The following is a 23079-nucleotide window of genomic DNA, read 5'->3' as shown; positions in this document are numbered from 1 at the left end:
CGCGGCCCCTATCACGAGGGATGTACCGACCATGCCCGCCATCCTCATCCACGGCGTTCCCGACACCCACCGCGTGTGGAACGGCGTACGCCGACACCTGACCCGCTCCGACGTCGAGGCCTGGGACCTGCCCGGATTCGGCACCCCCCGCCCCACCGGCTTCGGCTCCAGCAAGGAGGAGTACGTCGACTGGCTCGTCGAACGCCTCGAGCGCGTCGGCGAGCCCGTGGACCTGGTCGGTCACGACTGGGGCTGCATCCTCACCGCCCGCGTCGCCTCCCTCCGCCCCGACCTGGTGCGCACCTGGGCCGGTGGCAACGGACCCATCAGTTCCCGCTACGTCTGGCACCCGCTGGCCGAGACCTGGCAGGACCCCGTCGCCGGCGAGCGGTTCATGGCCGAACTGGACCCAGAGTCCTTCGCGAAGGACTTGGTGAACGGCTTCGACGCGCCCGCCGAACCGGTGGAGGAGATGGTCCGGCACGTCGACGGCACGATGAAGGACAGCATCCTGCGGCTGTACCGGTCCGCCGTGACCATGGGGACGGAGTGGGAACCGGCCCTGTCGAACGTCACCGCACCCTCGCTGGTGTTCTGGGGCGAGCGCGACCCGGCCTGCCAGATCGAGTTCGGCGACGAACTCGGCGCCGCCCTGCGCGCCACCCGCGTCCTCCATCTCGACTGCAACCACTGGACGGTGCTGGAGCGGCCCGCGGAGGTGGCCGCCGCCCTCGAGGCGCACTGGGCGCAGGGCACCGGACGCTAGCCCGCGCGGGCAAGCCACGAGGGGCGCGGATCCGCGGACCGCCTCGGCCACGGTCGTGGAACACGGACGTCGTCCGCGCCCTCGTCACACTGCTCCGCTCTGCCCTCGCAGGAGCGCATGCTGCCTCCGCGGCGCGGGCCGGTGTCACCACCTGCGGGTTCTCACGGTCCCTCCCGCGGCGAGGCCGCCCCGCGGCTCAAGGCCGCCTTCACCCCTGGAGCCCGGATCGTGGTCGTCGGCGGCGGCTGGATCGGTCTGGAGACCGCCGCGGCGGCCCGGACGGCCGGTGCGCTGGTGACCGTCCTGGAGCACTCCGAGCTGCCGTTGCTGAAGGTGCTCGGCCGGGAGGCGGCCGAGGTTTTCGCCGACCTGCACCGGGATCACGGGGTCGTCCTGCGGCCCCACGCCGCCGTCGAGCGCATCACCGGTGACGGCACCCGCGCCGACGGCGTCCAGCTCGCCGACGGAACCCGACTGCCCGCCGACGCCGTGGTGGTGGGCATCGGCATCACCCCCAACGTCCAGCTCGCCGAGGCGGCGGGACTGGAGGTGCGCAACGGCATCGTCACCGACGAGCGTCTGCGCACCTCGGCCCAGGACGTGCACGCCGCAGGGGACGTCGCCAACGCCTACCATCCCCGGCTCGGCCGGCATCTGCGGGTGGAGCACTGGGCCAACGCCCTGCACCAGCCCCGCACGGCGGCACTGGCCATGCTAGGCAAGGAGGCGGCTTACAATCGGCTGCCGTACTTCTACACCGACCAGTACGACCTCGGGATGGAGTACACGGGGTACACCGAGCCTGGCGGCTACGACCGCGTCGTCTCCCGCGGGAACCCGGCCGAGCGGCGGTTCATCGCCTTCTGGTTGTCCGGGGACCGGGTCCTGGCGGGCATGAGTGTGAACGTGTGGAACGTCATCGATTCCGTCCGCGCCCTCGTCGAGTCCGGTGCATCCGTGGCGGACGCGGCCCTGTCCGATCCCGAGACGCCCCTGGACAGCCTTCTGCCCTGACGGCCGCCGCGAAGGTGACCGCGGCCCGCCGGCACGGGGGGCGCCGCTGCGTATGACCAGGAAACCGTGTCACACGATATGTTCCTGTCCGGTCAGCAGTGCATCGGTTGGACCCGCCGGACGGAAAGCGGACTGCCCCATTTTCGACAGCCGCGGCGGACATCGGCCGGAATCAAGGGTGGCACCGCCTTGTCGGGTGCTGTGCGAAGGGGTGGATGCCAGATGGGCCGGGTACAGGACGACGAGACGGTGCCGATCGCGGAGCTGCTCGACGAGCGACGCCGACTGCTCAACGTGGCCTACTGGATGCTGGGCCGGAGCCAGGACGCCGACGACGTCGTGGCGGAGGCCTACCGGCGCTGGTACGGTCTGTCCGACGACCACAGGGACCGCATCGCCGAACCCCGGTCCTGGCTGGTGACGACCGTCGGCGGCATCTGTCTGGAGCGCTTGGCGCCGACCGGGCGGTCACACCCGGGCCCGGTCGGCGCGGCGCCCCCTCAGGACCTGCACGAAGAGGTGAGCCAGGCCCTCCTCGAGGCGCTGGACACGCTGTCACCGGCCGAGCGGGCCGCATTCGTCCTCAATGACGTGTTCCGGATGGCTCCGGGGACGGTCGCCGCCATCGTCGGACAGACGGAACAGGAATGCGGCGAACTCGCCGCCCGGGCCCGGCACAGCCTTGGGACCAGGTGGGCACACCCCACGACACCACAGCAGCACGACCGTGTGGTGCGAGCGGTCCGACAGGCTTGCGTGGCGGAGAACCCTGCCCGCCTGACGTCCCTCCTGGCACCGGACGCCACAGTGTTCTTCGACGGAGGCGGCAAGGTCAGAACCCTGACCCGGCCCGTCCACGGCGCACGGCGCGTCACCCACAGTCTACTGGCCCTCCTAGCCGGCCGGCCCCGCACCACACTGCACTGCCAGTCCGTCAACGGCCGAACCGGAATAGTGGTGCGCTACGGCGACGAGGTCGCCGCGGTCATCAGCCTGGACGTCGCGGGCGACCGCGTCGTGCAGGTCTGGGCGGTCCTCAACCCTGACAAGCTCCGCCACTGGAACCGGGCCGCCACGCAGGAGAAATGAGGACAACGCGTGGGCCAGGACCGATCCGCGTGCCGCCGGTGTCTCACAGGCCGCGGAAGTGGCCGTGCTCGAGGCGCGGATCCGCATCCTTCAAGAAGCTCCTGACGACGTCGGCACCCGACATCCAACGATCGGCGCATCGACTGCGCCACCTTCGCGAGCAGTCCCGACGGGAACCCGGCCGAACTCCCGAGGAACACCCGCCGCCCACGGCCGATTCCGCCCTATCGACCCGGAGTCCGGTCACCCACGACCTGACCGGTCTGCACCGTGTCCGCACCGCTGAGGTGCAGCTCACGAAAGGGTGAAAGGACAGTGGTAGTCACCTGGCTCGACGGGACCTCGCATCACCATCTTGCATCTTCCGGGTCCAGACCTCGTACGCTGTGACATACGATGCACCCACACATCTTCCCGGGTCCGAGCCGAGCGGCACCGCAGCTGACTTCAGCGAGGCGCGGCACGGAGGGTTGAGGATGAGAGGAAGACATGGACTCGGCAACTCGCGCAGCGCATGAGATTGAGGTCACTGCGGAGAGCCTCCAGGAGGACCTCGCCCGCCTGGAGATTCAGAAGCAGGCACTGGAGAGGGAACTGGCCGCCGTGGCCGCCCACCTCGACTCCGTCCAGCGCGCCCTGAGCGCTCTGACCGTCCTCATGACCGAGCCATCCAGCCGCCGAGCAGCCGAGCAGCCCGAACAGGCGGAGGCCGACACTCCGGTCGTCGCGCCGGCCGCCCGCACGGCGCGAAAGCAGTCCGCGCCGCGACAGGCGAAGCCCACGCAGAAGGAGAAGCCGGCGGCCTCCTCGCATGCGGAGGCCGACGAATCGCGCGGCTACGGCGCGCTCACCGAGCAGATCCTGGAGTACTTCGCAGGCGTCGGGGACGCGGAGGTCCGCGCGCGCGACGTGGCCGCGGCGCTAGGCCGCGACACCGACTCCGGGAGCATCAATGCGGTGCGCAGCACGCTCGACCGTCTGGTCGGCACCTCCCGCGTACGCCGGGCCGGCCGCGGTCTCTACAGCGCCCAGGAGTCCTGACCGGAGCCCTCTCGGCTCCGTGCACTGAAAGTCACAAAGACGCCTCGGGCACCTGCCCGCGGGGGATCGAACAGGCGCCCGAGGCACGCACCCGCTGACGGACGGTCCGCGGATGAGCGGCCGCCCCCATGCCGGCGACTAAGCATGTCACACGGTGCCGGAGTCACTGTGAAGAGTGTATAGCAATCCACATCGTCCTTGAATCCGACGCCCCGCTCCCGGGCGCACTCCTCCCCGGATGCCTGGGACCACGCCTGGCCCTTCGCCTTCACGGCACCCCCTCCCCACCTGAACTTTGCGGCAACTCGCCTTTCTGAACGGGCTGTTATGCCCTTTCCACACAGTCCTGCCACAACACACGTGTGACAGAATCAGTTACCTTTCCGGGGCCACTGCAACAAACACGGCCTATAGTCATCCGCGCATCGAGTTGTCGCCCGGGCCTTCCCCCCCACGCGTCGAGCAGGTGCCAGGCTCGTCCCCACGGTACCGCCGTTCCAGCACCGGGCTGACGGGCTAGTACTCCAGCTGTAGCTCGCGATCTTGTTGTCCGGCGCCATCGCGCCTTGAGCGGATGCCGCCGAAGTCTGACTGTAGAGCGGCTCGTGTCTTCGAAGTTTGATTTCTGCTGGTCACAGCTGCTGCTGAGCGCCCGTTTGAGAAGATCGGGGCATGGCGGACTCATCTATGCAGATCAATGCCCTCATCGTCGATGCCACAGACCCCGTGCGGCTCGCTGCGTTCTGGTCCGAGCTGCTCGGTAGGCCGGTCGTGGGACGTATGGGCCCATACGTGTGGCTGCGGCGGGAGAACGGCCTGGGTCTCGGCTTTCAGCGAACTGTCGAACCCAAGTCGAGCAAGAACCGGATGCACTTCGACATCACCTCTCCCGATCCCGCCGCCGAGCAGCAACGGATCGAGATGCTGGGCGGGCACAGGCTAGAGCAGTACGCCGACGGCGGGTTCCTGGTGATGGCGGACCCCGAGGGCAATGAGTTCTGCATCATCCCTGAGGGCCCCTTCGAGCTCGACGACGAGGGGCGCGCGAACTACCTCGGCTGATGGTCAAACTTCCCTACGTTGTCTGACGGGACAGGGCGAGCCCTTCGTATGGTTGGCCCACCCAGGGGCATCGGGTGTGGCTTTCAAACTTCTGCCGCTTGTGGCTTCCATCGATTGGCCGCCCGGCGCCCATCACGTTCGGGCAGGGCGACACCAGTGACGCGGCTCTGCTCGCCCCCTGCGAGGCGTCCGGCGCCGCGGAGATGCTGCCGGGCCTCCGCTCCGGCCTGAATACCCTCCTGACTGGCCAAGGACCGCGCCATCCTGCTGATCACGCACCGGCTCACCAACGTGGCTGTCGCCGACCGGATCGTGGTCCTCGATGAAGGGCGGATCGTCCAGGAGGGCACCTACGCCCAACTCACCCAGGAGCCCGGTCTGTTCCGGACCCTGTGGGAGCACCTCTGTGGGGCTTCTCGATTCCAGGGTGTGGGCATCTGTGGGCAGCTTTGCCAGGACGAATGCTGACCCAATGCCGACTTCACTGACGAGTAGTCAGGACTATGCCAAGCGGTGAATCCAGCCCCAGTGGAGTTCGGCTACGGGTGAACATCAGATGGCTGATACCGCAGTCCACCTCCAGAGCCCGCCCCAGGATGTACTCCAGCCGGTTCGCGGCCCCCTGCAAGCGCCCAAAGGCCAGGATCAGCGCGTTGTTCGCGGCGTCGCTCGACGTCGAGATCTCCGCATGCTCGTCCACGCTCCTGACGCCCCTTCCCATTCCTGCTTCCATCCGCCCACCGATCATGCCGCACCGGCTGGGCGGCGGGTCTGCCGAGTTGGCTACCGGCCCTGGGCGAGCCGGAACGCGCCGGGGGTCGCACCGGTGTGGCGGGTGAAGAACTTGCCGAAGTTGGTGGGCTCGGGAAAACCGAGGCGGCGCGCGATGGTCGCCACCGGCTCATCGGTGTGCGCGAGCAGCCGCCTGGCCTCCAGGGCGACGCGGCCGTCGATGACGTGCTTGACGGGTTGGCCGGTCGCGGCCGTGCAGGCGCGGGTGAGGGTCTTGACGGTGTAGCCGAGGCGGTGGGCGTAGTCGGCGGCGCGGCGGGTGGTGGCGTAGGAGCGTTCCAGTTCGGCGCGGAAGCGGGCGTACACCTCGCCGCCGGCGTGCGGGTCGGTGCCGCCGTCGGGGTGGGGCAGCCGGTCGATCTGCAACAGCACGGTGGCCAGCAGGAGTTGGAGGATCTCCGGCGACACGGTCTGCTCGGTGCGGTCGTACTCGGCGCGCAGCTGTCCCAGCAGGGCGGACAGGACGGCGTACGAGGCGTCGGCGCCGAGTTGCCAGCACATGGGGCCGTACCACTCGTTCACCAGCCTCTCGGCGCTGCTGAAGTGCGGCGGAAAGGCGGGCGTGAAGAGGAGGTGCGTGCCGTTGGTGGTTCCGGGGTCGGCGAAACGCTGCACCTGCCCGGGCCGGATCCACATCAGGGTGCCGGGTCGGCAGGGATAGGTCACGAAGTCGATCGCGTGCTCCCCGCTGCCCTCGGTGATCAGGGTGAGGGTGTGGAAGTCCACCCGATGCACCGCGTCGGGCCGACTGCCCCGCCGCCGACGCCGTTCGTGCAGGGTGGCGAGATCGACGATCTCGAAGCCCGGAACCCGCTCCTCGGGCGGATTGAAGTCGAGCCGGGGAATCGTACCTCCCCGAGCGGGATCACCGCCGTTTAGGCCCGGGGGAACCATCACAGTCTCCAGATGTCCTCAATTCACCATGCAGGGTCTTCAGCGTATCTCGTCTGCCTGCGGTTTCGCGGCGAGAGTGGAGGTCGTCAAGGCGACGCAAGGCCGCCTCCACCGCAAGGAGTCTCCCCATGAACGGCACGGTCACGGTCCTCGACAAGGGCCCGGTCCGCATCCACAGCTACATGTCCCCCGCGGACACCTTCCACGCCACCACGCAGCTGATCGAGACCCCGGCCCGGATCGTCGTGATCGACGCCCAGCTGAACCCCGCCTACGCCGACGAGGCCGTCGTCTACGCCAAGGGCCTGGGCAAGCCGCTGGACCGCCTGATCATCACCCACGCGCATCCCGACCACTACAACGGCGCCGACCGCTTCGGCGCGCCGGTCCACGTACTGCCCCAGGTACGTGAACAGATCGCCGCACGCCCCGCCGCCCGGCTGCCGAGCGGCCTGGCCGTACCGGCCACCGACCTGCCCTCCAGTGTTGACATCACCCCGGGCACCGAGGTCATCGACGGCGTCCGGTTCGTCTTCGAGGCCGTCTCCGGCGGAGAGGCCGCCGACGAACTCCTCGTCAAGCTGCCCGACCAGGGCGTCCTGATCGCCCAGGACCTCGTCTACAACGACGTCCACCTCTACCTGGGCAACAACGACATCACCGGCTGGCAGCAGGCCGTCGACACCCTGGCCGCCGAGACCGGCTACGACACGATCCTCGCCGGCCACGGCCTGCCCGCCGGGCCGGAGGTCTACGCCGGGATCCGCCAGTACCTCGCCGACGCCCGCGAACTGCTCGGCGACGACGGCGAGGCGTACAAGAAGGCGATCGTGGACCGCTACCCCGCCCATGTCGGCCCGTTCATCGTCGACATCGCCAACCGGACCCTGTTCGGCGCCGGTCACTGAGCCTCCGGCTCCCTCCTCAACTCTCGCCCATTCAGGAAGACTTGCCATGTCAGTCCGTCTTCGCCGTACCCGTGCCGCAGCCGTCGCGGTGGCCTCGCTGCTCGTCCTGGGCGGCGCTGCCCAGGCCCTCGCCGCCCCCCGCGGCGACCGGCAAGGCGCTGATCGACATCAGTAACCCCGTCGACGCCTCCCTCGACGCGCTCGTCGTCGCCCCGGGCACCTCCGCCGCCGAAGAGATCGCCGAGGCCGTCGCGCCGGGCAGCCACGTCGTGAAGGCGTTCAACACCACGTTCGCCACCACCCTGGTCGCGGGACAGGTGAGCGGGACTCCGCTCGACGTCTTCATCGCCGGTGACGACGAGGCCGCCCGCAGGAAGGTCGCCGACCTGGTCACCTCCGGCAGGCTGAACCCGGTCGACGTCGGCGCCCTCAAGCACGCCCGCGAGCTGGAGGGCTTTCCAGCTGCCGCACATGGCCCCGCAGACCCGAGAAGGCGGCCACAGTTGGGCCGGCACGGTCAAGATCGTCGCCCCCTGAGCGCCCGGCCGCAACTCCCTTCGCCCCGCTGCCGGCCCGCAACCCCCGGGCCGGCAGTGAACCGTCACCGATCCCCCACCAGGAGGACCATCCCATGCACCTGCGCACTTCCCTGACCACGCTCGCTGCCGCCGCGGCCCTGCTGGCCTCCGCGACCAGCGCCACCGCGGCCACCGAGCCCCTCACGGCACCCCGCATCGCCAACCACTTCGACCTGGCGGCCTCACAGCAGCCCGAGAACATCACCGTCGACCACGCCGGAACGGCGTACCTGACCTTCTCCTTCGCCCGGCAGATCGTCCGCGTCACTCCGGGCGGCCGTCCTCACGTCTTGGCCACACTGCCCGCCCCGGCCACGGCCAGCACCCCCAACCTGGGCAAGGCGTTCATCGGCGGCATCGCCCGCGCGGACGACGGCACCCTCTACGTCACCTACGCCACCGGCACCGCCGACCTCACCGGCATCTGGGCCGTCCGCCCCGGCAGCCGCCCGCACCGCATCGCCGCCCTGCCCGCCGACGGACTGCCCAACGGTCTCGCCCTGGACCGGCGCACCGGCAGGCTGTACGTCACCGACTCCGTGCACGGCGTCGTCTACCGTGTTCCCGCACGAGGCGGCAAGGCCGTCGTGTGGGCCAAGGGCGAGGCCCTCGAGCCGAGCTCCTTCGCCGGCGCCAACGGGATCAAGCTGCACCACGGGGCCGTGTGGGCGACCAACCTCGACAAGGGCACTGTCCTGCGCATTCCCGTCACCCACCGCGGCACGGACGGCCCCGTCCAGGTCCGCGCCACCGGCATGCCGTCCATCGACGACTTCGCCTTCACCGGCCACGGCGACACCCTCCTCGCCGCCCGCGACGACAACCACGTCGACCTGGTCCGCCCCGACGGCACCCACACCAGCGTGCTCACCGCGGCCGACGGCCTGCAGACCCCCACGTCCGTCGCCGTCCACGGCCACACGGTGTACGTCCCCAGCGCCGCGTACCTCACGAACAAGGACCCCAACCTCCTCGTCGCGCACCTCGACCGCTGACGCGCACGCTCCACTCGCCCCCGAAGCCCTGGAAACGGACATGCCTGGAACCCCTCAGGCCGGCACCGGCACCTTGGAAGACGTGCCCCGCCTTCCGACGCCCCGCCGTCTGTCACTCGTCCCGGTCCTGGGATCCCTGACCGCACTCGGCCCGCTCACCATCGACCTCTATCTGCCGGCCCACCCCCAGGTCAGCGCGGACCTGCACGTCTCACAGACCGTCACCCAGCTCCCCCTGACCGCCTTCATGATCGGCATAGCGGTCGGTCAACTGGTCCTCGGTCCGCTCAGCGACACCCTGGGCCGACGACGGCCCCTCCTGACAGGGTTGACGGTGTACGTCGTGGCGAGCGCCGTGTGTGCCCTCGCCCCGGATCCTGCGGTGCTCATCGGCATGCGCCTGGTCCAGGGTCTGGCAGGCGCCGCTGGCATCGTCATCGCCCGAGCCGTCGTGCGCAACCTGTACGACGGGCTCGACGCCGCCCGCCTGCTGTCCTCGCTGATGCTCACCACCAGCCCGCCGGCCACCGCACCCGTCACGGCCGGCACACCCGCCAGCCGTTCACGCTGACCACCGACACATAAGGGCGAACTAACCCGTGAACCGGTTCTTCACACCGCGAGACGGGTTCCTCGCATCGATCCGGTTCGCCCCCCTTGACCACCCGTACGGTCTCGGCCTGGGTTCCGTTGCGGCTGTTGCCTATGGGGATCGGGTGTCTCCGCAGCTCTATCCATCCGCCCCAGTGGGGGACGCAGCCAGTCGTGTTGGTGGGAGCAGTCGTGCTCAGATGGTGGTGAGCATGCCGGTGCGGAATTCAGTGAGGGTGCGGCTGAGCAGGCGGGAGGCGTGCATCTGGGAGACGCCCAGGTGTTCGCCGATCTGGGCCTGGGTGAGTTCGTCGACGAACCGCATGTGGATGATGCGCCGTTCGCGGCCGTCGAGCCCGGCGATCAGGGGGGCGAGGGCGTGGAAGTCCTCGACGACTTCGAGGGCGTTGTCGTCGGTTCCGATGAAGTCGGCCAGTGCGGAATGTTCGCTGATTTCAGACCGAGGCCGGTGCACCCGATCGGTACGGTCTGCGGTCGGGGCTGAGCAGCACAGTAGGGGCCCACCAGAGAACGCTCTGGTGGGCCCCACTGTGCTGCGGCGTGAGGTCAGATGCCCCGGTGGGTCTGGTAGTAGCCGCCGACCTGCTCGTGGTAGCCGGCGTCTCCGAGGTGCTTATCCTTGTCAAACTCCGGGGAGTCCTTGATCTGGTCCTTGGTGAGGTCGACGTAGATCTTGCGTTCGGCCTGATCGACCGTTCGCACAGTGCCGGCGGGCAGCAGGACGTGCTTGCCGAAGATCCACACGCCGGTGTCGACGACCAGGTAGGCGGAGTTGACGTCGTCCGAGTGCTTGTCGACCTTGCCGATGCTGCCGTCGGTGGCCTCGACCTTGTAGCCGGTCAGGTCGGTGCCCGCGGTGTAGCCGGTGGTCGGCTGGTAGCCCCAGATGCTGTCACTCATATTGCACGGCTCCCTTGTAGAGACTCACTACTTCCCACAGCTGTACTGCAGGATTTTCCGGGACGCCATCTATCGGTGACGTTCCCTCAGAACGCCGGGTTCCCCGGCTTTTGCGGCCCACACATTCGCGTCCGGGAAAAGCGGGACGGCCGGAGACGGCGTGCTGGAGGCCGTGGTTCCCGGCGTCACGGTCATCTCCGGCCGTTTTTCTTCTGTACCCCGGATCGACAGAAAAAACCTCTCGTCACGGCAGTCGCGCGCAGACGCGGCCAGGGGTGGGTCCCGGCGCGTTGGCGCCGGGACCCACCCCTGGTGAATGTACTGCTGGAGACTGTCTACCAGCGGTACCAGCGGCCGCGCTTGCCGCCGCTGGCGGTAGGACGGATCACGAACCCGAGGACCCACACGATCAGCACGATGACAGCGATCCACCACAGGGCCTTGAGTGCGAAACCGGCGCCGAAGAGGATCAGAGCGAGAAGAAGCACAAGCAGAACGGGAACCATAGTTATCAACCTCCGAGCCGTCGTGTGCCCCGCGAATCGATCTCGACTCCTACGGATCTTATATAGTTTTTATAACGCCGGTGGCTGCGACTGACTGTGCCGCGGACCGTCAGGTTTGGAAATGCTGCCGGGGGTGACACGGAGGGCGTACGTGAATTCCGAGCAAGGCAGGAGTGAGTAACTGTGGCTGCGGACGAGAAGGCTCAGGCCAAGGGCGAGCAGGCCGAGGGCAAGGTCAAAAAGGGCGTCGGCGGCGCTGTCGGCAACGAGTCCCTGAAGGCCGAGGGCAAGGCCGAGGAGTCCAAGGGCGACCTGCGCGCGGCCAAGGAGAAGGCCAAGGACGCGATCAAGCCCAAGTAGGCCGCACCACTTCGGATCCCGGGCGTCGGTAGGCGCCCGGGATCCGTGCTGTCTCACACCTTTTCGGACGGATCCCGCTGCATGCAGCCCGCTCTGACCTACCAGGCTCACGGCCAGCGCCTTCTCGCTGATGACCACGTTCACTTCAACACAGCCGTCGGCGCGTACGAGGTCGCAGCCCTAGCTGATCAGTACTGCACCGTCGCGGCGCTCCGCTGCGGCGGGCAAGGGCACGCGAAGTTCCGCTGCCGCTGATACGCCCGGTAGGTCTTGCGCTCCACGCGGTTCACGCCGTCCCCGAGCCCGAGCAGGACCTCGTCGACCGTGCCCGCCAGCTCCGCCATCGTCGCGCCCTCCACTTCGGCCGCTGCCTGGGCAGCACAATGGCGCCGTGCCCGGCGGGCCACCGGCATGCCGCCGCTCAAGGAGGCGACGGTCTCAAGCCCGAGCAGGTCGCTGCCGAAAAGTCGGTAGCGGACCAGGTCGATCGACCTCCGGTGCTCACGCACGGCATGCACGTCGTAGCGGGTGAAGTCGCCGGCGACGCAGATCAGGCGCGGGCCGATCCACAGGACCTGGGACGCGGCTGTCACCCCGAGCCGGTCGCGGACCAGGTGCTCGAACTCGGCACGGTGGTCCATCAGCCACGCCAGGTAGAACAGGCGCTGGTTGATGACGCCGGCTCCGTGCCACGCTTGTACTCCACATTACCGACCGCAGGAGCTCGTGAGCCGACCCTGAACTGCGACGATTCGACAGCTACATGTCCGTGATGATGAGTTGGGGCCGTTGCTGCAACTCGTCCCGAGTGGCTTCGCGGCTCGGCCCGTTCACTCCGCTGGAGGGACCGTGGGGCGTTTGTTGCATACATCCTCATAGGAGTGCAGGATGCCTGGGGTCGGGTGCGGCCCACGATGGCTTTTCGCCTACCGGGCCGCACTCCACCTCGCGGGCATCCTCGTCCGGACCCGAAGCTGACCAGAAAACAGAACCTAACGGTGAACAACAGGATCTGGCGGAAGGGATGGCCCCCAGCCCGGCGGCAAGAGAGCCCACGAACCGTGATCCAACCACTCCCCGAATTGGATGGGTCGGGCGCCACCGACGTGGTCCAAGGACAGCGGGACGATCCGGTCACAGGTAGCCCGTCCGTCCCACCAAACCGTGCCAGCCAGTGAGCCGGTGAGGGCCAACAGGGTGGAGAAGCCGCAGCCGTGCTCCTGGATGACGATCGCACCGGCCGTCTTCAGGCCCTCGAACCTGTCAGCCTCGTCGTCCCAGGCACGCCAAGCTCTTCGATACGCGGCGTCGTCCCCGAACGCCTCAGCCTGTGGCTCACGCGCCATCAGTTCGTCGTCGGCCTCGGCATAGGAGTCGGGATGCGGAAAGGGGATGGCCAGCAGCTCGCGCCGCCACTCATCGTTCCCGGCCCACCACCAACCACGCCTGGTCCGCTCAAGCCTGAAAAGCGCCCCACCTGCGCTCACCTTCCGGAGATATGCCCGGTATTCCTCAGGAAAAGAGACACCGAGTTCCTGTTCGGCCTCGACGATCTCGACTTCGGTGAGGGGCGAGTCTGTCATGGGGCGAGCCTAAGCCGTGTCGTGCAGACCATAGGCCCGCTCAGACGGACCCCAGCGCGACCGAGTCGAACTCATCCAAGAGACACGGCCTGGGGGCGGCGCGGTGTAGGCCCTGGCACCCGCAGCAACCGGGCCCACGCCGCACCCAACAAACGGCCCGGATTCCCCCAGCACCAGTGCGTCAGACCAAGCACGGCCGTGCGGGCGGTGCTTGACGTCCAGTAGGGCCGGAAGCCCAAAGCGCCGCAGCTTCTACAGGGGTTGAGCGGCTTGGGGCCGCCCCCGTCATGGTGCTGCTCCACGGCCCCGAACTGTCACCCCAACCACCTTGCCCACGAACCATTTTCGGGCGACTTCGCGTACGGCTCGAAGGGCCGGGACGTCACTCAGGGTGGCCGCGTCACAGAAGCTGAGCCAGAAACCGAAGAAGCCGACACAGCCAGCCACCGCATCGCCGAGACCTTCCCGTGGAACCGCCAGACCCGGACCCCTCACCATCGCTGTCCCGGGGTCGTACGGCAAGTACCGCCTGGTGCTGGACGGTTCGTCGACCCTGGCGGAGGTGGAACTCCTGGCCTGATGTCCTCCGTGAAGGGGCGGCCCGCACGGGCCGCGCCTTCTTCCGTACCGTCTGCTCCGCGCCTCCGGGGGCATCAGTGCGGTGGGGCTGCCCCGTGTGGTGCGGCCGCCGACCGCCGACCCAGGGAGAAGCGATGCCGACCGCCGTACCGGAGAGATCAGCGGGCCTGCCAGCGGACAGCCCAGGCCCCGCCACCGCCGGGGCGACAGCCACCGGGCGGGGCCGCCGGATGCCTCGCGGACTGGTGCGGGCCGCCGCGTCCATCGGTGCGGGAGCCGCCTGCCAGGCCGCCCTGATGATCGGGCTCGGCCTGCTGATCACCGGCCCCGCCCGGCACATCTGGCCGATCACGGCGGAGGACGGCGTCAACCGGGGCCTGGAGCGACTGCGTACGTCCACCCTGACCACGCTCTCCTCGATCGGGTCCCAGATGGGCAACACGCTCACCGTCATCGTCGTGACGCTGGCGGCGTGCCTGGCGCTGATCCTGGCACCCCGTCTGTCGCTGTGGCGCCAAGCGTCGTTCCTGGCGCTCGCGGTGTCGCTGCAGTCGCTGGTCTTCCTGGTCGTGACCATCGCGGTGGAGCGGCAGCGACCCGAGGTGCACCGGCTCGACGGCTCCCTGCCGACCTCCAGCTACACCTCCGGCCACACCGGTGCGGCCACCGCCCTCTACGGCGGTCTCGCCGTCCTCGCGCTGACCCGCCTACGAGGGCCGTGGCGGCGCGTGGTGGCCGCGGCGCTGCTCCTGCTGCCGCTCATGGTGGGGGTGTCCCGCCTGTACCGGGGCATGCACCACCCGACCGACGTGTTGGGCGGCCTGATCAACGGCGGGCTGTCCCTGCTGGTGGTCGGTCAGGCCCTGCTCCGCGACGCCCGCGTGTCGGCGCCCGTCGCCCGGCCCGTCGCCGCCGAAACCAGCCGCCCGGGACCCCGGCCGGGCCGGATCGCCGTGGTCGTCAACCCCACCGCGACCGACGAGGGCACGCGCGACGAGCTGCGCGAGGTCCTCGCCCGGCACGGTCACCGGGAACCGGTGTTCCTGGAGACGACGGCCGCCGACCCCGGCGGTGGCCAGACCGCCCAGGCCCTCGGCGACGGGGCCGAGCTGGTCGTGGTCTGCGGCGGCGACGGCACCGTACGCGCGGCCGCCGACCGTCTGGCGGGCAGTGGCGTCCCGCTCGCCGTCGTGCCGTGCGGCACCGGCAATCTCCTCGCCCGCAACCTCGGCCTCCCGCTGGCTCCGGCCGAGGCGCTCGACGCCGCCCTCGGCGGCACGACCCGCGAGATCGACCTCGCCCGCGTCGAGGGCGACGGCATCCCCGCCACCCACTTCGCGGTCATGTCCGGCGTCGGTCTGGACGCCGCAATGATGCAGTACACGCAGGAGCACGACCGGGCCAAGGCCGTGCTGGGCTGGCCCGCGTACGTCCTGGCCGTCCCGAAGGCGATGCGCGGCCCCCGGATGCGGCTGAGCGTCCGGCTGGACGGAGCCGAGCCCCTGCGCGGTACGGCCCGCATGGTGCTCGTCGGCAACACCGGCGCCCTCCAGGGCGGCCTGCGCCTGATACCCGACGCCCGCCCGGACGACGGGGTGCTGGACCTGCTGATGCTCGACCCGCGCGGCCCCGTCGGCTGGCTGCGCACCGTGGGCTCGCTGCTGCCGCACCGCAGGCGGGAGAGGCGGAAGGGCGCCGGCCGGAAGGGCGGCGGGCAGCCGGAGTTCCGTACCTTCCGACGGGCCGAGTTCACCTTCGAGTCCCCGCAGCCCCGCGAAATCGACGGGGATGCGGTCGGCTCCGGCCGCCGACTGTCCGTCGAGGTCGTTCCCGGCGCGCTGACCGTGCTGGTCCCGGACCTGGAGGGCTGACATGGGCAGCTCCACCAAGGTCCCGGAGACCCGGGACATGAGCGGGGACGAGCTCTCCGCCGACGAGGCGTGGGTGACGCTGCGCCGCTACGGCGGCTGGCCGCTGCTGCGCGACGCGTTCCTGCGCTTCCGCTACGCCGACGGGTTCAGCCACTCCCGCGCGCTCGCCCTCCAGACGGTGCTGGCGGTGATCCCGCTGGCGCTGGCCTTCGTCGGCCTCTCCACCAGCCTGCACACCGAGGACATCGGCAGGATGGCCGAGATGACGATCCACCGGATCGCCGAGGGGCCCAGTGCGGAGGTGGTCGATGACGCGCTCGACCGCAGCAGGCGCAGGGCGGGCGACGACGGCCAGCTCGCGCTCTGGTTCGGCGCGATCTTCTCGATCGTCAACGTCACCACGGCGATGTGCCAGATCGAGCGGGGCGCCAACCGCATCTACGGCAACGAACGCGACCGGCCCTTCCACCTCAAGTACGCGCGCGGGCTGGTCATGGCGCTGTGCGCGGGGTTCCCGCTCGGCCTGGGCTTCGTCGTGATGGTCGCCGGCGACGACCTGGCCTCGGCCGCCGGCTCGGTCTACGGGTTCGGCTCGACCGCGCAGACGACGTGGAACGTGGTGCGCTGGCCGTTCGGGCTGATGCTCGCCCTGATCTCCGCCAGCGCCATCTTCCGGTGCTCACCGCGCCGCAGCCAACCGGGCTACACCTGGCTGGCGTTCGGCGCGGCACTTTACCTGGTGCTCTGGATGACCCTGACCTGGCTGCTCACCGTCTACCTCGATCTGAGCGGCTCCTTCGACACGGTCTACGGCCCCCTCAGCGCCTTCATGTCCCTGCTGCTGTGGGCCTACCTGACCTCGATCGCCCTCTTCCTCGGGCTCTCCTTCGCCGCGCAACTGGAGGCGGTGCGGGGGCGCAGGCCCGAACCGATCCAACCCGACCCGGGGGTCTGATGCCGACGCAACTCGAGACGCAGCGTTCTCCCGGCCGCCGAAGCGGCGCCGACCGCCGGTTCGGTGTCAGGTTGCTGGCGGCGGTCGCCGTCGCCGCGGCCGCCTCGGTGCCGTTCGCCCTGGTGCTGGTCCTCGTGGAGGGCCGGTGGCGGCCGCTGCGCGACCTCGACCGCGACGCGGCGAACGGTCTGCACCGGATCGCGCTGGACCACCCGGCCTGGACGCGCACGCTGCGTGTGCTCTCCGACGACGTCTGGGACCCCCTCACCCTGCGCGTGGGCGTGGCGCTGCTGACCGGCTGGCTGCTGTGGCGCGGTGCCCGGCGGCTGGCCGCGTGGGCGGCGGTGACCGCGGTGGCCGGCGGTCTGATCGGGCTCGGGGTCAAGACGCTGGTCGAGCGGGCGCGGCCGGCGCTGGAGGACCCCGTGGCGCACGCGCCGGGCTATTCCTTCCCGTCCGGGCACGCGATGACCGCCACCACCTCGTTCGCGGTGTTCCTGCTGGTCCTGCTGCCCGTGGTGCCGCGCCGGGCTCGTGTCGCGTGCTGGGTCGTGGCGGTCCTGTCAGTGCTCGGGGTCGGCTTCACCCGGGTCGCGCTCGGCGTGCACTGGTTCAGCGATGTGCTCGGTGGATGGCTACTCGGGCTCGCCGTCGTCGTGCTGACCAGCCGTGCCTTCGAGGCGTGGCGTGCCGACGCGGGCCGGCGGCCCGCGTCGGTCGGTGAGGGGCTGGAGCCGGAACTCACCGGCCCGAGCCCCGAACCGGACTCCGCCTCCCGCTGAGGCCGGCCCCGCGTCACACGCCGGTCATGCGGCCGATCTCCTGGGGGTCGAGTCCCGTCAGCCGGGCGATGCGCGCGGCTGGGATGCCCGCGGTCAGCGCCCGGTGCACCAGGGTCTCCCAGCCCTGGGTGGTGTCCCGGTAGTCCAGCAGTTCGCGCTCCATGTCGGTGACCGTCTGGGGTGCGCACTCCTGCTGGACGCGGACCTCCTCCTCCGCGGTCAGCGGGATCGGCAGCCGCTCGGCCTCCTCGGGGATGAGGACCTCCGATCCGGCGGGAAGGATCCTCAACTGCTCGGAGGAGGGAGCCACGTCGTGGGCGGAGATCCAGCCCCGCACGGCGGGAGTCTGGTCGCATTCCAGCGGCGCGACGGCCGCCATGGCGGCGCCGAGACTCGGGTGACGGTCGGGGAGCAGGAAGAGGTAAGCCTCGTCAGCCATCGGGCGGTTCCGCCTTGTCGGTGTCGATATGAGTGCGACACAGATGGTAATGCCGCCGCACCCCAGAGGGGTGGGGCGCGGCCGGCGGGCACTCGGGGTGTGGATCGCCGATCAGCGCCGTACTACGCGGCCGGGACCCTGGAAGCCGCGCGCGTGGACCAGCTGGAGACGCTCCGGTCGTGTCTCGTGGTGTAGTCGCTGGTCCAGGGCAGCGGAGTGAAAAATCTGGGCCGGTGAATGAGGTGGGGCCGCTCGCGGCTAGAGCTTTGGACAACGGTCGTTGCGTGTGTTGTCGCGACAGCCCGATCGGATTGGACCAGCCGCGCGGCTGACGGTGGCCTCCACGCCGTGCCATGTCGCCATGCCGTGATCTTGGAGGTCCCCGTGTCGCCAGCCGACCCTGCCGTCGATCGACTACTGGAGGCCGCGCGCCATGCGCCCGCCGGCCTGATTGCCCGGCTCGTGGAAAGCGACGACTTTCGCGAGACGCGACTTGGGCAGGCAATCCGGGACGTCCAGGGAGCCCCATCGCACCCGGACGCGGCTGATGCGGGGACTGTCATCGACCCGGTGACCCACGACCCTGGTTGGTGAAGCGCCCACACACTCCGGCACAAGGGCGGATTCTCGCGCTGCTGTAGTTGGTCAAGGACCTGAAGGGACCGCCTGTGGACGAGAAGATCGGCTCGGCCAGGGTGCTCGTGACCGACCTGGACGGCACGCTCCTGGGAGGCGATGGACACGATCGGCGGCGTCTGCGCGACGTCCTGAACCGGCACCCGGACATCACAGTGGTCTTCGCGACCGGACGCAGTCTTGCTTCCGTAAAGGCGCTCCTGCGAGACGATCCCCTGGTCCCGTCCCCGCGCTGGATCATCGCCGACGTCGGGGCCAGCGTCATCGACGCCATCCGGATGGTCCACCTCGAAGACATACACCGGAAGCTGCGCGCCGGATGGCCGGGCGCCCATCGGGTTCGAGCGGCGTTGCAGCGGTTCCCGCAGCTCGTGTACCAGGAAGGCGTACCCCAGGAGGGACGCTGCTCTTTCTATCTGAGCCCCGAAGGTCTCTCGGACAGCCTCAAGGCCACGGTGAAAGCGCTGGGATGCTCCTGGTCGTACGCCTCGGGCCGGTACTTTGACGTCCTGCCGGCCAGGGCGAGCAAGGGACGTGCGTTGCGGCTGCTCGGCCGCAGGCTGGGGTGGCCCCGGCAGGCGATGCTCGTGGCCGGTGACTCCCTCAACGACCTCTCACTGTTCTCCCAGGGCACGCACGCGGTCGTGGTCGCCAATGCGGAGCCCGCTCTGGCTGCCGGCGTCCCACCGAGCCGGCAGATCCACCACTCCGCCCTGGACGGAGCTGCCGCCGTCCTGGAGGGGATGGAACGCCTCGGCTGGCTGGTCCGCCGATCGGTGGTCGTCGGCTATCACCGCCCACCCGTGCGCTGGCTCGACGGCGGCTGGCGGCCGCCGTCCAGTCCCAACGGCATCCTGCCGACGTTGCAGGCCGCTCTCACCGACGAGCGCCTGGACGTTGTGTGGGCAGCCGCCCACATCGGCGAGGCACCGCCGCCCGCCGAGCCCATCACGGCCGTCGACGGCTTGCCGCTGTCCCTGCTGCCGCTGCGTGCTGAACGGTGGGCGGGTTACTTTCACCGCGTCTGCAAGGAGACGCTCTGGCCGGCCTTGATGTCCCAGCCCGGCCTCATCCAGGACCGGCCGGCCCACTGGGCCGACTATGAGGAGGTCAACGCCGCATTCGCCCGCCATATCGGCTCACTCGCCGCGCAGGGAGGCACGGTCTGGTTGCACGACTACAATCTGTGGCTCGTACCGGCCGTCCTCAGGGCCCGGCGGCCCGACCTGGCCATCGGGCTGTTCCACCACACGCCGTTCCCCCAACCGGACGTCTTCAGCCGCATTCCTGCAGCCGGGCAGCTACTCGACTCGCTTGCATGCCTGGACTGGGCCGGCTTCCACACCGCCGACTGCGCCGACAACTTCCGTCGGCTCCTGGCCGGCACCGCGGGGCCCGCGCCGCGCGTCGGCGTGCACCCCCTCGGCATCGACCGCCATGCCGTCACAGACCTCGCCAGGACGCGCCCCCAGCCGCAGCAAGGGAAGGACGGCAGCCAGCTGGTGCTGTCCGTGGAACGACTCGACTACGCCAAGGCGCCCGTCCAGAAGATCCGCGCACTGGACGCCCTCCTGGCCAGCTCGCCCCGGCTACGGGGACACGTGCGCTACCGCCTGGTCTGCCCACCGCCGGAGGTCGGCATCCGCGCCTACGACTCCACCCGCTCGGAACTTGAGAACGCAATCAACCGAATCAACAACCGTTGGGGCACGCACGGGTGGGAGCCCGTCGACTACATCCCCCGCAATCTGGACTTCCCCGAGGTCGTCGACCACTACCTGGCAGCCGACGTGTTCTGGGTGACCTCACTCGCCGACGGGATGAACCTCACAGCCCAGGAATACGTCACCGCCTGCCACGCCATCAACCGTCCCGGTGTTCTGATCCTGTCCCGTCACGCAGGAGTCGCGCAGCACCTGGGAACCGCGGCCCTGCTGACCGATCCACTGCGGCCACAGGACCTGGTCGACACCCTGCGCGCCGCACTGGCCATGACGGCGCGCGAACGCGCCGCACACATCACACGCCTGGAGGCCCTGCTCAACACCCCGCCCCCAGCCGAGTGGGCCCACAGAGTCATCGCCGCCATCCGGGGCGCCAGGGCACCGCTGCATAGATCGAGACATGGATGAGCACTGCGGCGAGTGAACGATCATGCCCCTTATTAGCCCCGGTTATTCAGCGGAATGGGGCGAGCTGACGCCCTGACAGCAGAAGGGTGCCCGCGAGGATGCGAGTGTCCAGGTCGTATCCAGTGCAGGAGTCAGGACACCTTTCTGGTGAGTCATCGATGCCTTCTTCGAGCTCGCCGACGCAATCATCACCGTGCGCAGTCTGATCCGGCGGTCCTGGACAACTCACCGCTGGGACGAACGCCCGAAGCGCCGACCGTGATCCTTCGGCCCCGCTTCAGTCACTTCGGCAGATCGGCAGATCGGCGGAGAGAAAGGGCGCAAGGAGCGCGAACAGCGCGTCGGGGCGGTCGAGGGGGATGATGTGGCCGCAGTCCTGGAGGTGGTGTCCGACCAGGTCATCGGCGATGGGACGGAGTTGGCGTTCGAGCCCGGTGCCGACGGGGTGAGAGCCGACGGCCATGGTGGGCATGGTCAGCCGAGCTGTCGCGACGGCGTCCTGGATCTGCTGCGCGCTGGTGGGCAGGGCCCGGTAATAGGAGAACGCGCAGCGCAGGGCTTCGCTCCCGGTGTACGCGTGGACGAAGGCCGCACGGATGTCGTCGGGTACTCCTCGCCCGAGCGTCCCCGAGTCGAGGAACCAGTCGATGTACGGGGCCTCGTTGCCTGCCAGGACGGTCTCGGCGAGGCCGGGGACGGCATGGAAGCCGAACCACCACGGGGCGCCCCCCGCGACGACGTGCTCTGCTCCGGGCAGGCGGCCGAGGAGTGCCTCCATCACGACCAGGCGCCGGACGAGGCCGGGGTGGCGCAGCGCGAGCAGGACGGCGGGGGCGGCGCCCGCGTCGATGCCCACCACCGCTGCCGAGGGCTCGCCGAGTGCGCCGAGCAGCCCTTCGGCGTCGGCGGCGAGGGTGCCTGCGTCGTAACCCTCGATGGCACGTGCACTGGCACCGAAGCCTCGCAGGTCCGGGGCGATGACCCGGTACTGCCCGGCCAGTCGGCCCATGATGCCGCTCCAGAGTTGCCAGGTGTGCGGGAAGCCGTGCAGCAGGAGAACCGCAGGTCCGTCCCCGGCGATCGCGACATTGAGTTGGACGCCGTTCGCCGCGATGCGGCGCAGATGGTGTGCGGTGGTGACGGGCATGACGGCTCCTCCGCTGGTTACCATTGGTGACCACAGAACGATAGGTAACTGTCCGACCGCTTCCTAGACGGCACTTTCAGGGAAGGTGGTGAGCCACAGGTGACCACCCGAGGAGCCCGGGCCGCCGGTCGCGGGGTACGCGGCGATCTGTTCGATCCCCGGTGCCCGACGCGGCAGTTGCTGGACCGCATCGGTACGAAGTGGACGTCCATGGCCGTCAAGACGCTCGCCGATGCCGCACCGGACGAGGTGCGCTTCGCGGAGCTGAGACGCCGGATGCCCGGCGTCTCGCAGAAGATGCTGTCCGTGACGCTGCGAAGCCTGACCCGCGACGGGCTGGTGTCGCGCCGGGTCGAACCGACCGTGCCGCCGCGGGTCTTCTACCGACTCACCGGACTCGGGCTGTCCCTGGAAGCCGCGCTTGCGGGGCTGCGGACCTGGGCGGAGGAGCACATGGCCGAGATCGACCGCGCCAACGAAGCCGCCGACCAGGAGGCCGATGAGGGGTAGGCAGGCCAGATCGGAGACCTGTCGTAGGTCTGGAGGTTCACGTCGTTGGATGCGGACTGCATGTGTCGCCGGCGCTGCGGGACGGCCACTTTGTCGACGAAGGAACGCCGCGTGGTCGGGATGCAACTGTTGACCGGCCACTTCCAAGCCGAGGTCATCCAGCCGGCAGAACGAGCCTGACATCACGATCCCCAGCCCATCAGGGCGTCCGGGAACGGCGGAACACGTCTGTACCTGCCCTGTTCACCAGGTGTCCCAGTGCAGCACCTCCTCCCTGGGGATGCGGCGGGCCGGGCGGAAGTCGGTGCCGAGGGTGAACGCCACCGGGATGAACGCCGCCTGCATGACGTCGTCGTAGGGGATGCCGAGGACGCGGGCCGACTCCTTCTCGTGGACGAGGTTGCCGGTGGTCCAGCAGCTGCCGAGGCCCCGGGCGCGGGCGGCGAGCATGAAGCTCCAGACGGCGGGGAGGATGGAGCCCCAGGTGCCGGCCTGATGCAGGACGGACGCGTCGTCCGTACGGCCCTCCACACACGGCACGACGATCGCCGGGACCTCGTGGATGTGCTGGTAGAGATGGGCGGCGCCGGAGTACACCCGCTCCATGTGCGCCACGTCGGCTCGGCGCACGTCCCGTTCGGGGACGGGGGCGGAGACGCCCGGCGTACGCACGCCGTCGCGCCACACCTCGGCCAGCGCCGCCCGCCGCTCGGGATCGGTCACGATCACGACGTGCCAACGCTGGCGATTACGCCCAGTCGGGGCCTGGACCGCCAAGTCCACGCATTCCTCGAGCAGTTGGCGAGGTACGGGCCGGGTGAGGTCGAGACGGTGACGGACCGCCCGGGTGGTGGAGAGGAGCTCGTCGGAAGAGAGGTCGAGAGTCATGCGTTGACCTTCGCGGAGCGTGCAGTGCGGCGACAACGCC

21 protein-coding genes and 6 pseudogenes are annotated in these 23079 nt (G+C 69.6%); 17 read left to right on the top strand and 10 right to left on the bottom strand.

Annotation, left to right across the window (positions count from 1 at the left end; genetic code table 11):
- The first annotated feature begins 31 nt into the window (after positions 1–31).
- The 6 genes and pseudogenes from AB0N16_RS05870 to AB0N16_RS05845 form a co-directional block, all read left to right on the top strand.
- A complete protein-coding gene (locus AB0N16_RS05870) occupies positions 32–766 on the top strand; it encodes an alpha/beta hydrolase (RefSeq protein WP_365793448.1) in 735 nt (244 codons plus the stop codon).
- A gap of 186 nt (positions 767–952) precedes the next feature.
- Positions 953–1780: pseudogene (locus AB0N16_RS05865) on the top strand (FAD-dependent oxidoreductase); the annotation flags it as partial.
- 222 nt (positions 1781–2002) lie between these two features.
- On the top strand, positions 2003–2869 hold the full coding sequence (locus AB0N16_RS05860) for a sigma factor (RefSeq protein WP_365793446.1): 867 nt from the start codon (positions 2003–2005) through the stop codon (positions 2867–2869).
- Between the two features lie 489 nt (positions 2870–3358).
- Complete coding sequence (locus AB0N16_RS05855; RefSeq protein WP_365793444.1) at positions 3359–3910, top strand: hypothetical protein; 552 nt, start codon at positions 3359–3361, stop codon at positions 3908–3910.
- A 672-nt stretch (positions 3911–4582) separates the two neighbouring features.
- Entirely contained in the window at positions 4583–4972 is a 390-nt protein-coding gene (locus AB0N16_RS05850; RefSeq protein WP_365793442.1) for a VOC family protein, read from the top strand.
- A gap of 131 nt (positions 4973–5103) precedes the next feature.
- Positions 5104–5440, top strand: a pseudogene (locus AB0N16_RS05845) (hypothetical protein); the annotation flags it as partial.
- A 79-nt stretch (positions 5441–5519) separates the two neighbouring features.
- Here the strand turns inward: AB0N16_RS05845 and AB0N16_RS05840 are convergent.
- Together AB0N16_RS05840 and AB0N16_RS05835 are read right to left on the bottom strand one after the other, a co-directional pair.
- Positions 5520–5672: pseudogene (locus AB0N16_RS05840) on the bottom strand (MarR family transcriptional regulator); the annotation flags it as partial.
- A gap of 83 nt (positions 5673–5755) precedes the next feature.
- The gene (locus tag AB0N16_RS05835; RefSeq protein ID WP_365793440.1) at positions 5756–6658 is read right to left on the bottom strand and encodes a helix-turn-helix transcriptional regulator; all 903 of its coding nucleotides are present in this window, start codon (positions 6656–6658) and stop codon (positions 5756–5758) included.
- Between the two features lie 128 nt (positions 6659–6786).
- On the opposite strand from AB0N16_RS05835, the gene AB0N16_RS05830 reads away from it, so the two are divergent.
- The 4 genes and pseudogenes from AB0N16_RS05830 to AB0N16_RS05815 form a co-directional block, all read left to right on the top strand.
- A complete protein-coding gene (locus AB0N16_RS05830; protein WP_365793438.1) occupies positions 6787–7566 on the top strand; it encodes an MBL fold metallo-hydrolase in 780 nt (259 codons plus the stop codon).
- Positions 7567–7607: 41 nt separating this feature from the next.
- Entirely contained in the window at positions 7608–8219 is a 612-nt protein-coding gene (locus AB0N16_RS05825) for a hypothetical protein (RefSeq protein ID WP_365793436.1), read from the top strand.
- The gene (locus AB0N16_RS05820; RefSeq protein ID WP_365793434.1) at positions 8198–9139 is read left to right on the top strand and encodes a hypothetical protein; all 942 of its coding nucleotides are present in this window, start codon (positions 8198–8200) and stop codon (positions 9137–9139) included. The genes AB0N16_RS05825 and AB0N16_RS05820 overlap by 22 nt, the downstream gene beginning before the upstream one ends.
- Before the next feature lie 124 nt (positions 9140–9263).
- Positions 9264–9653 (top strand): annotated as a pseudogene (locus tag AB0N16_RS05815) (MFS transporter); the annotation flags it as partial.
- A gap of 273 nt (positions 9654–9926) precedes the next feature.
- Here AB0N16_RS05815 and AB0N16_RS05810 read toward each other — a convergent pair.
- The 3 genes from AB0N16_RS05810 to AB0N16_RS05800 all read right to left on the bottom strand — a co-directional run bounded on the left by AB0N16_RS05810 (position 9927) and on the right by AB0N16_RS05800 (position 11157).
- Entirely contained in the window at positions 9927–10205 is a 279-nt protein-coding gene (locus AB0N16_RS05810) for a sigma-70 family RNA polymerase sigma factor (protein ID WP_365793432.1), read from the bottom strand.
- A gap of 92 nt (positions 10206–10297) precedes the next feature.
- Positions 10298–10651 carry a PRC-barrel domain-containing protein gene (locus AB0N16_RS05805; protein WP_351712833.1) on the bottom strand — a complete coding sequence of 118 codons (354 nt, stop codon included), beginning with the start codon at positions 10649–10651 and terminating at the stop codon, positions 10298–10300.
- A gap of 335 nt (positions 10652–10986) precedes the next feature.
- The gene (locus tag AB0N16_RS05800) at positions 10987–11157 is read right to left on the bottom strand and encodes a hydrophobic protein (RefSeq protein ID WP_164369086.1); all 171 of its coding nucleotides are present in this window, start codon (positions 11155–11157) and stop codon (positions 10987–10989) included.
- A 183-nt stretch (positions 11158–11340) separates the two neighbouring features.
- Between AB0N16_RS05800 and AB0N16_RS05795 the strand changes: the two genes are divergently transcribed.
- Complete coding sequence (locus AB0N16_RS05795; RefSeq protein ID WP_365793429.1) at positions 11341–11517, top strand: CsbD family protein; 177 nt, start codon at positions 11341–11343, stop codon at positions 11515–11517.
- Between the two features lie 209 nt (positions 11518–11726).
- Here AB0N16_RS05795 and AB0N16_RS05790 read toward each other — a convergent pair.
- A pseudogene (locus AB0N16_RS05790) lies at positions 11727–12223 on the bottom strand (transporter); the annotation flags it as partial.
- Between the two features lie 286 nt (positions 12224–12509).
- Positions 12510–13100 carry an SMI1/KNR4 family protein gene (locus AB0N16_RS05785; protein ID WP_365793427.1) on the bottom strand — a complete coding sequence of 197 codons (591 nt, stop codon included), beginning with the start codon at positions 13098–13100 and terminating at the stop codon, positions 12510–12512.
- An 809-nt stretch (positions 13101–13909) separates the two neighbouring features.
- Between AB0N16_RS05785 and AB0N16_RS05780 the strand changes: the two genes are divergently transcribed.
- Genes AB0N16_RS05780 through AB0N16_RS05770 form a run of 3 tightly spaced genes read left to right on the top strand, consistent with a single transcriptional unit; the run spans position 13910 to position 17287 of the window.
- Positions 13910–15550, top strand: coding sequence for a diacylglycerol kinase family protein (locus tag AB0N16_RS05780; RefSeq protein WP_365793425.1), 1641 nt, complete (start codon positions 13910–13912; stop codon positions 15548–15550).
- A 1-nt stretch (position 15551) separates the two neighbouring features.
- Complete coding sequence (locus AB0N16_RS05775; RefSeq protein WP_365793424.1) at positions 15552–16505, top strand: YihY/virulence factor BrkB family protein; 954 nt, start codon at positions 15552–15554, stop codon at positions 16503–16505.
- Positions 16505–17287 (top strand): phosphatase PAP2 family protein, encoded by a 783-nt coding sequence (locus AB0N16_RS05770; protein WP_365793422.1) that lies wholly within the window; start codon positions 16505–16507, stop codon positions 17285–17287. The genes AB0N16_RS05775 and AB0N16_RS05770 overlap by 1 nt, the downstream gene beginning before the upstream one ends.
- Positions 17288–17300: 13 nt before the next feature.
- On the opposite strand, the gene AB0N16_RS05765 is transcribed toward AB0N16_RS05770, so the two are convergent.
- Positions 17301–17726 (bottom strand): DUF6003 family protein, encoded by a 426-nt coding sequence (locus AB0N16_RS05765; protein WP_365793420.1) that lies wholly within the window; start codon positions 17724–17726, stop codon positions 17301–17303.
- Between the two features lie 668 nt (positions 17727–18394).
- Here AB0N16_RS05765 and AB0N16_RS05760 point away from each other — a divergent pair.
- Positions 18395–20494: a trehalose-6-phosphate synthase gene (locus tag AB0N16_RS05760; protein WP_365793418.1), complete on the top strand. Its 2100-nt coding sequence runs from the start codon at positions 18395–18397 to the stop codon at positions 20492–20494.
- A 151-nt stretch (positions 20495–20645) separates the two neighbouring features.
- Positions 20646–20756, top strand: a pseudogene (locus AB0N16_RS05755) (IS5/IS1182 family transposase); the annotation flags it as partial.
- Positions 20757–20771: 15 nt separating this feature from the next.
- On the opposite strand, the gene AB0N16_RS05750 reads toward AB0N16_RS05755, so the two are convergent.
- Positions 20772–21641: an alpha/beta hydrolase gene (locus AB0N16_RS05750; RefSeq protein WP_365793416.1), complete on the bottom strand. Its 870-nt coding sequence runs from the start codon at positions 21639–21641 to the stop codon at positions 20772–20774.
- Positions 21642–21740: 99 nt separating this feature from the next.
- Between AB0N16_RS05750 and AB0N16_RS05745 the strand changes: the two genes are divergently transcribed.
- Positions 21741–22151, top strand: coding sequence for a helix-turn-helix domain-containing protein (locus tag AB0N16_RS05745; protein WP_365793414.1), 411 nt, complete (start codon positions 21741–21743; stop codon positions 22149–22151).
- A 243-nt stretch (positions 22152–22394) separates the two neighbouring features.
- On the opposite strand, the gene AB0N16_RS05740 is transcribed toward AB0N16_RS05745, so the two are convergent.
- Positions 22395–23039, bottom strand: a complete 645-nt coding sequence (locus tag AB0N16_RS05740; protein WP_365793412.1) for a nitroreductase family protein — start codon at positions 23037–23039, stop codon at positions 22395–22397.
- Positions 23040–23079 lie beyond the last annotated feature (40 nt).

Source organism: Streptomyces sp. NPDC051105, from assembly GCF_040682795.1.
Classification (GTDB): domain Bacteria; phylum Actinomycetota; class Actinomycetes; order Streptomycetales; family Streptomycetaceae; genus Streptomyces.
This window is presented reverse-complemented; position numbering and strand designations above follow the sequence as displayed.

Coding starts and splice junctions, on each gene's coding strand:
- AB0N16_RS05870 (WP_365793448.1), top strand. CDS start 32: ATGCCCGCCATCCTCATCCACGGCGTTCCCGACACCCACCGCGTGTGG.
- AB0N16_RS05860 (WP_365793446.1), top strand. CDS start 2,003: ATGGGCCGGGTACAGGACGACGAGACGGTGCCGATCGCGGAGCTGCTC.
- AB0N16_RS05855 (WP_365793444.1), top strand. CDS start 3,359: ATGGACTCGGCAACTCGCGCAGCGCATGAGATTGAGGTCACTGCGGAG.
- AB0N16_RS05850 (WP_365793442.1), top strand. CDS start 4,583: ATGGCGGACTCATCTATGCAGATCAATGCCCTCATCGTCGATGCCACA.
- AB0N16_RS05835 (WP_365793440.1), bottom strand. CDS start 6,658: ATGGTTCCCCCGGGCCTAAACGGCGGTGATCCCGCTCGGGGAGGTACG.
- AB0N16_RS05830 (WP_365793438.1), top strand. CDS start 6,787: ATGAACGGCACGGTCACGGTCCTCGACAAGGGCCCGGTCCGCATCCAC.
- AB0N16_RS05820 (WP_365793434.1), top strand. CDS start 8,198: ATGCACCTGCGCACTTCCCTGACCACGCTCGCTGCCGCCGCGGCCCTG.
- AB0N16_RS05805 (WP_351712833.1), bottom strand. CDS start 10,651: ATGAGTGACAGCATCTGGGGCTACCAGCCGACCACCGGCTACACCGCG.
- AB0N16_RS05800 (WP_164369086.1), bottom strand. CDS start 11,157: ATGGTTCCCGTTCTGCTTGTGCTTCTTCTCGCTCTGATCCTCTTCGGC.
- AB0N16_RS05785 (WP_365793427.1), bottom strand. CDS start 13,100: ATGACAGACTCGCCCCTCACCGAAGTCGAGATCGTCGAGGCCGAACAG.
- AB0N16_RS05780 (WP_365793425.1), top strand. CDS start 13,910: ATGCCTCGCGGACTGGTGCGGGCCGCCGCGTCCATCGGTGCGGGAGCC.
- AB0N16_RS05775 (WP_365793424.1), top strand. CDS start 15,552: ATGGGCAGCTCCACCAAGGTCCCGGAGACCCGGGACATGAGCGGGGAC.
- AB0N16_RS05770 (WP_365793422.1), top strand. CDS start 16,505: ATGCCGACGCAACTCGAGACGCAGCGTTCTCCCGGCCGCCGAAGCGGC.
- AB0N16_RS05765 (WP_365793420.1), bottom strand. CDS start 17,726: ATGGCTGACGAGGCTTACCTCTTCCTGCTCCCCGACCGTCACCCGAGT.
- AB0N16_RS05750 (WP_365793416.1), bottom strand. CDS start 21,641: ATGCCCGTCACCACCGCACACCATCTGCGCCGCATCGCGGCGAACGGC.
- AB0N16_RS05740 (WP_365793412.1), bottom strand. CDS start 23,039: ATGACTCTCGACCTCTCTTCCGACGAGCTCCTCTCCACCACCCGGGCG.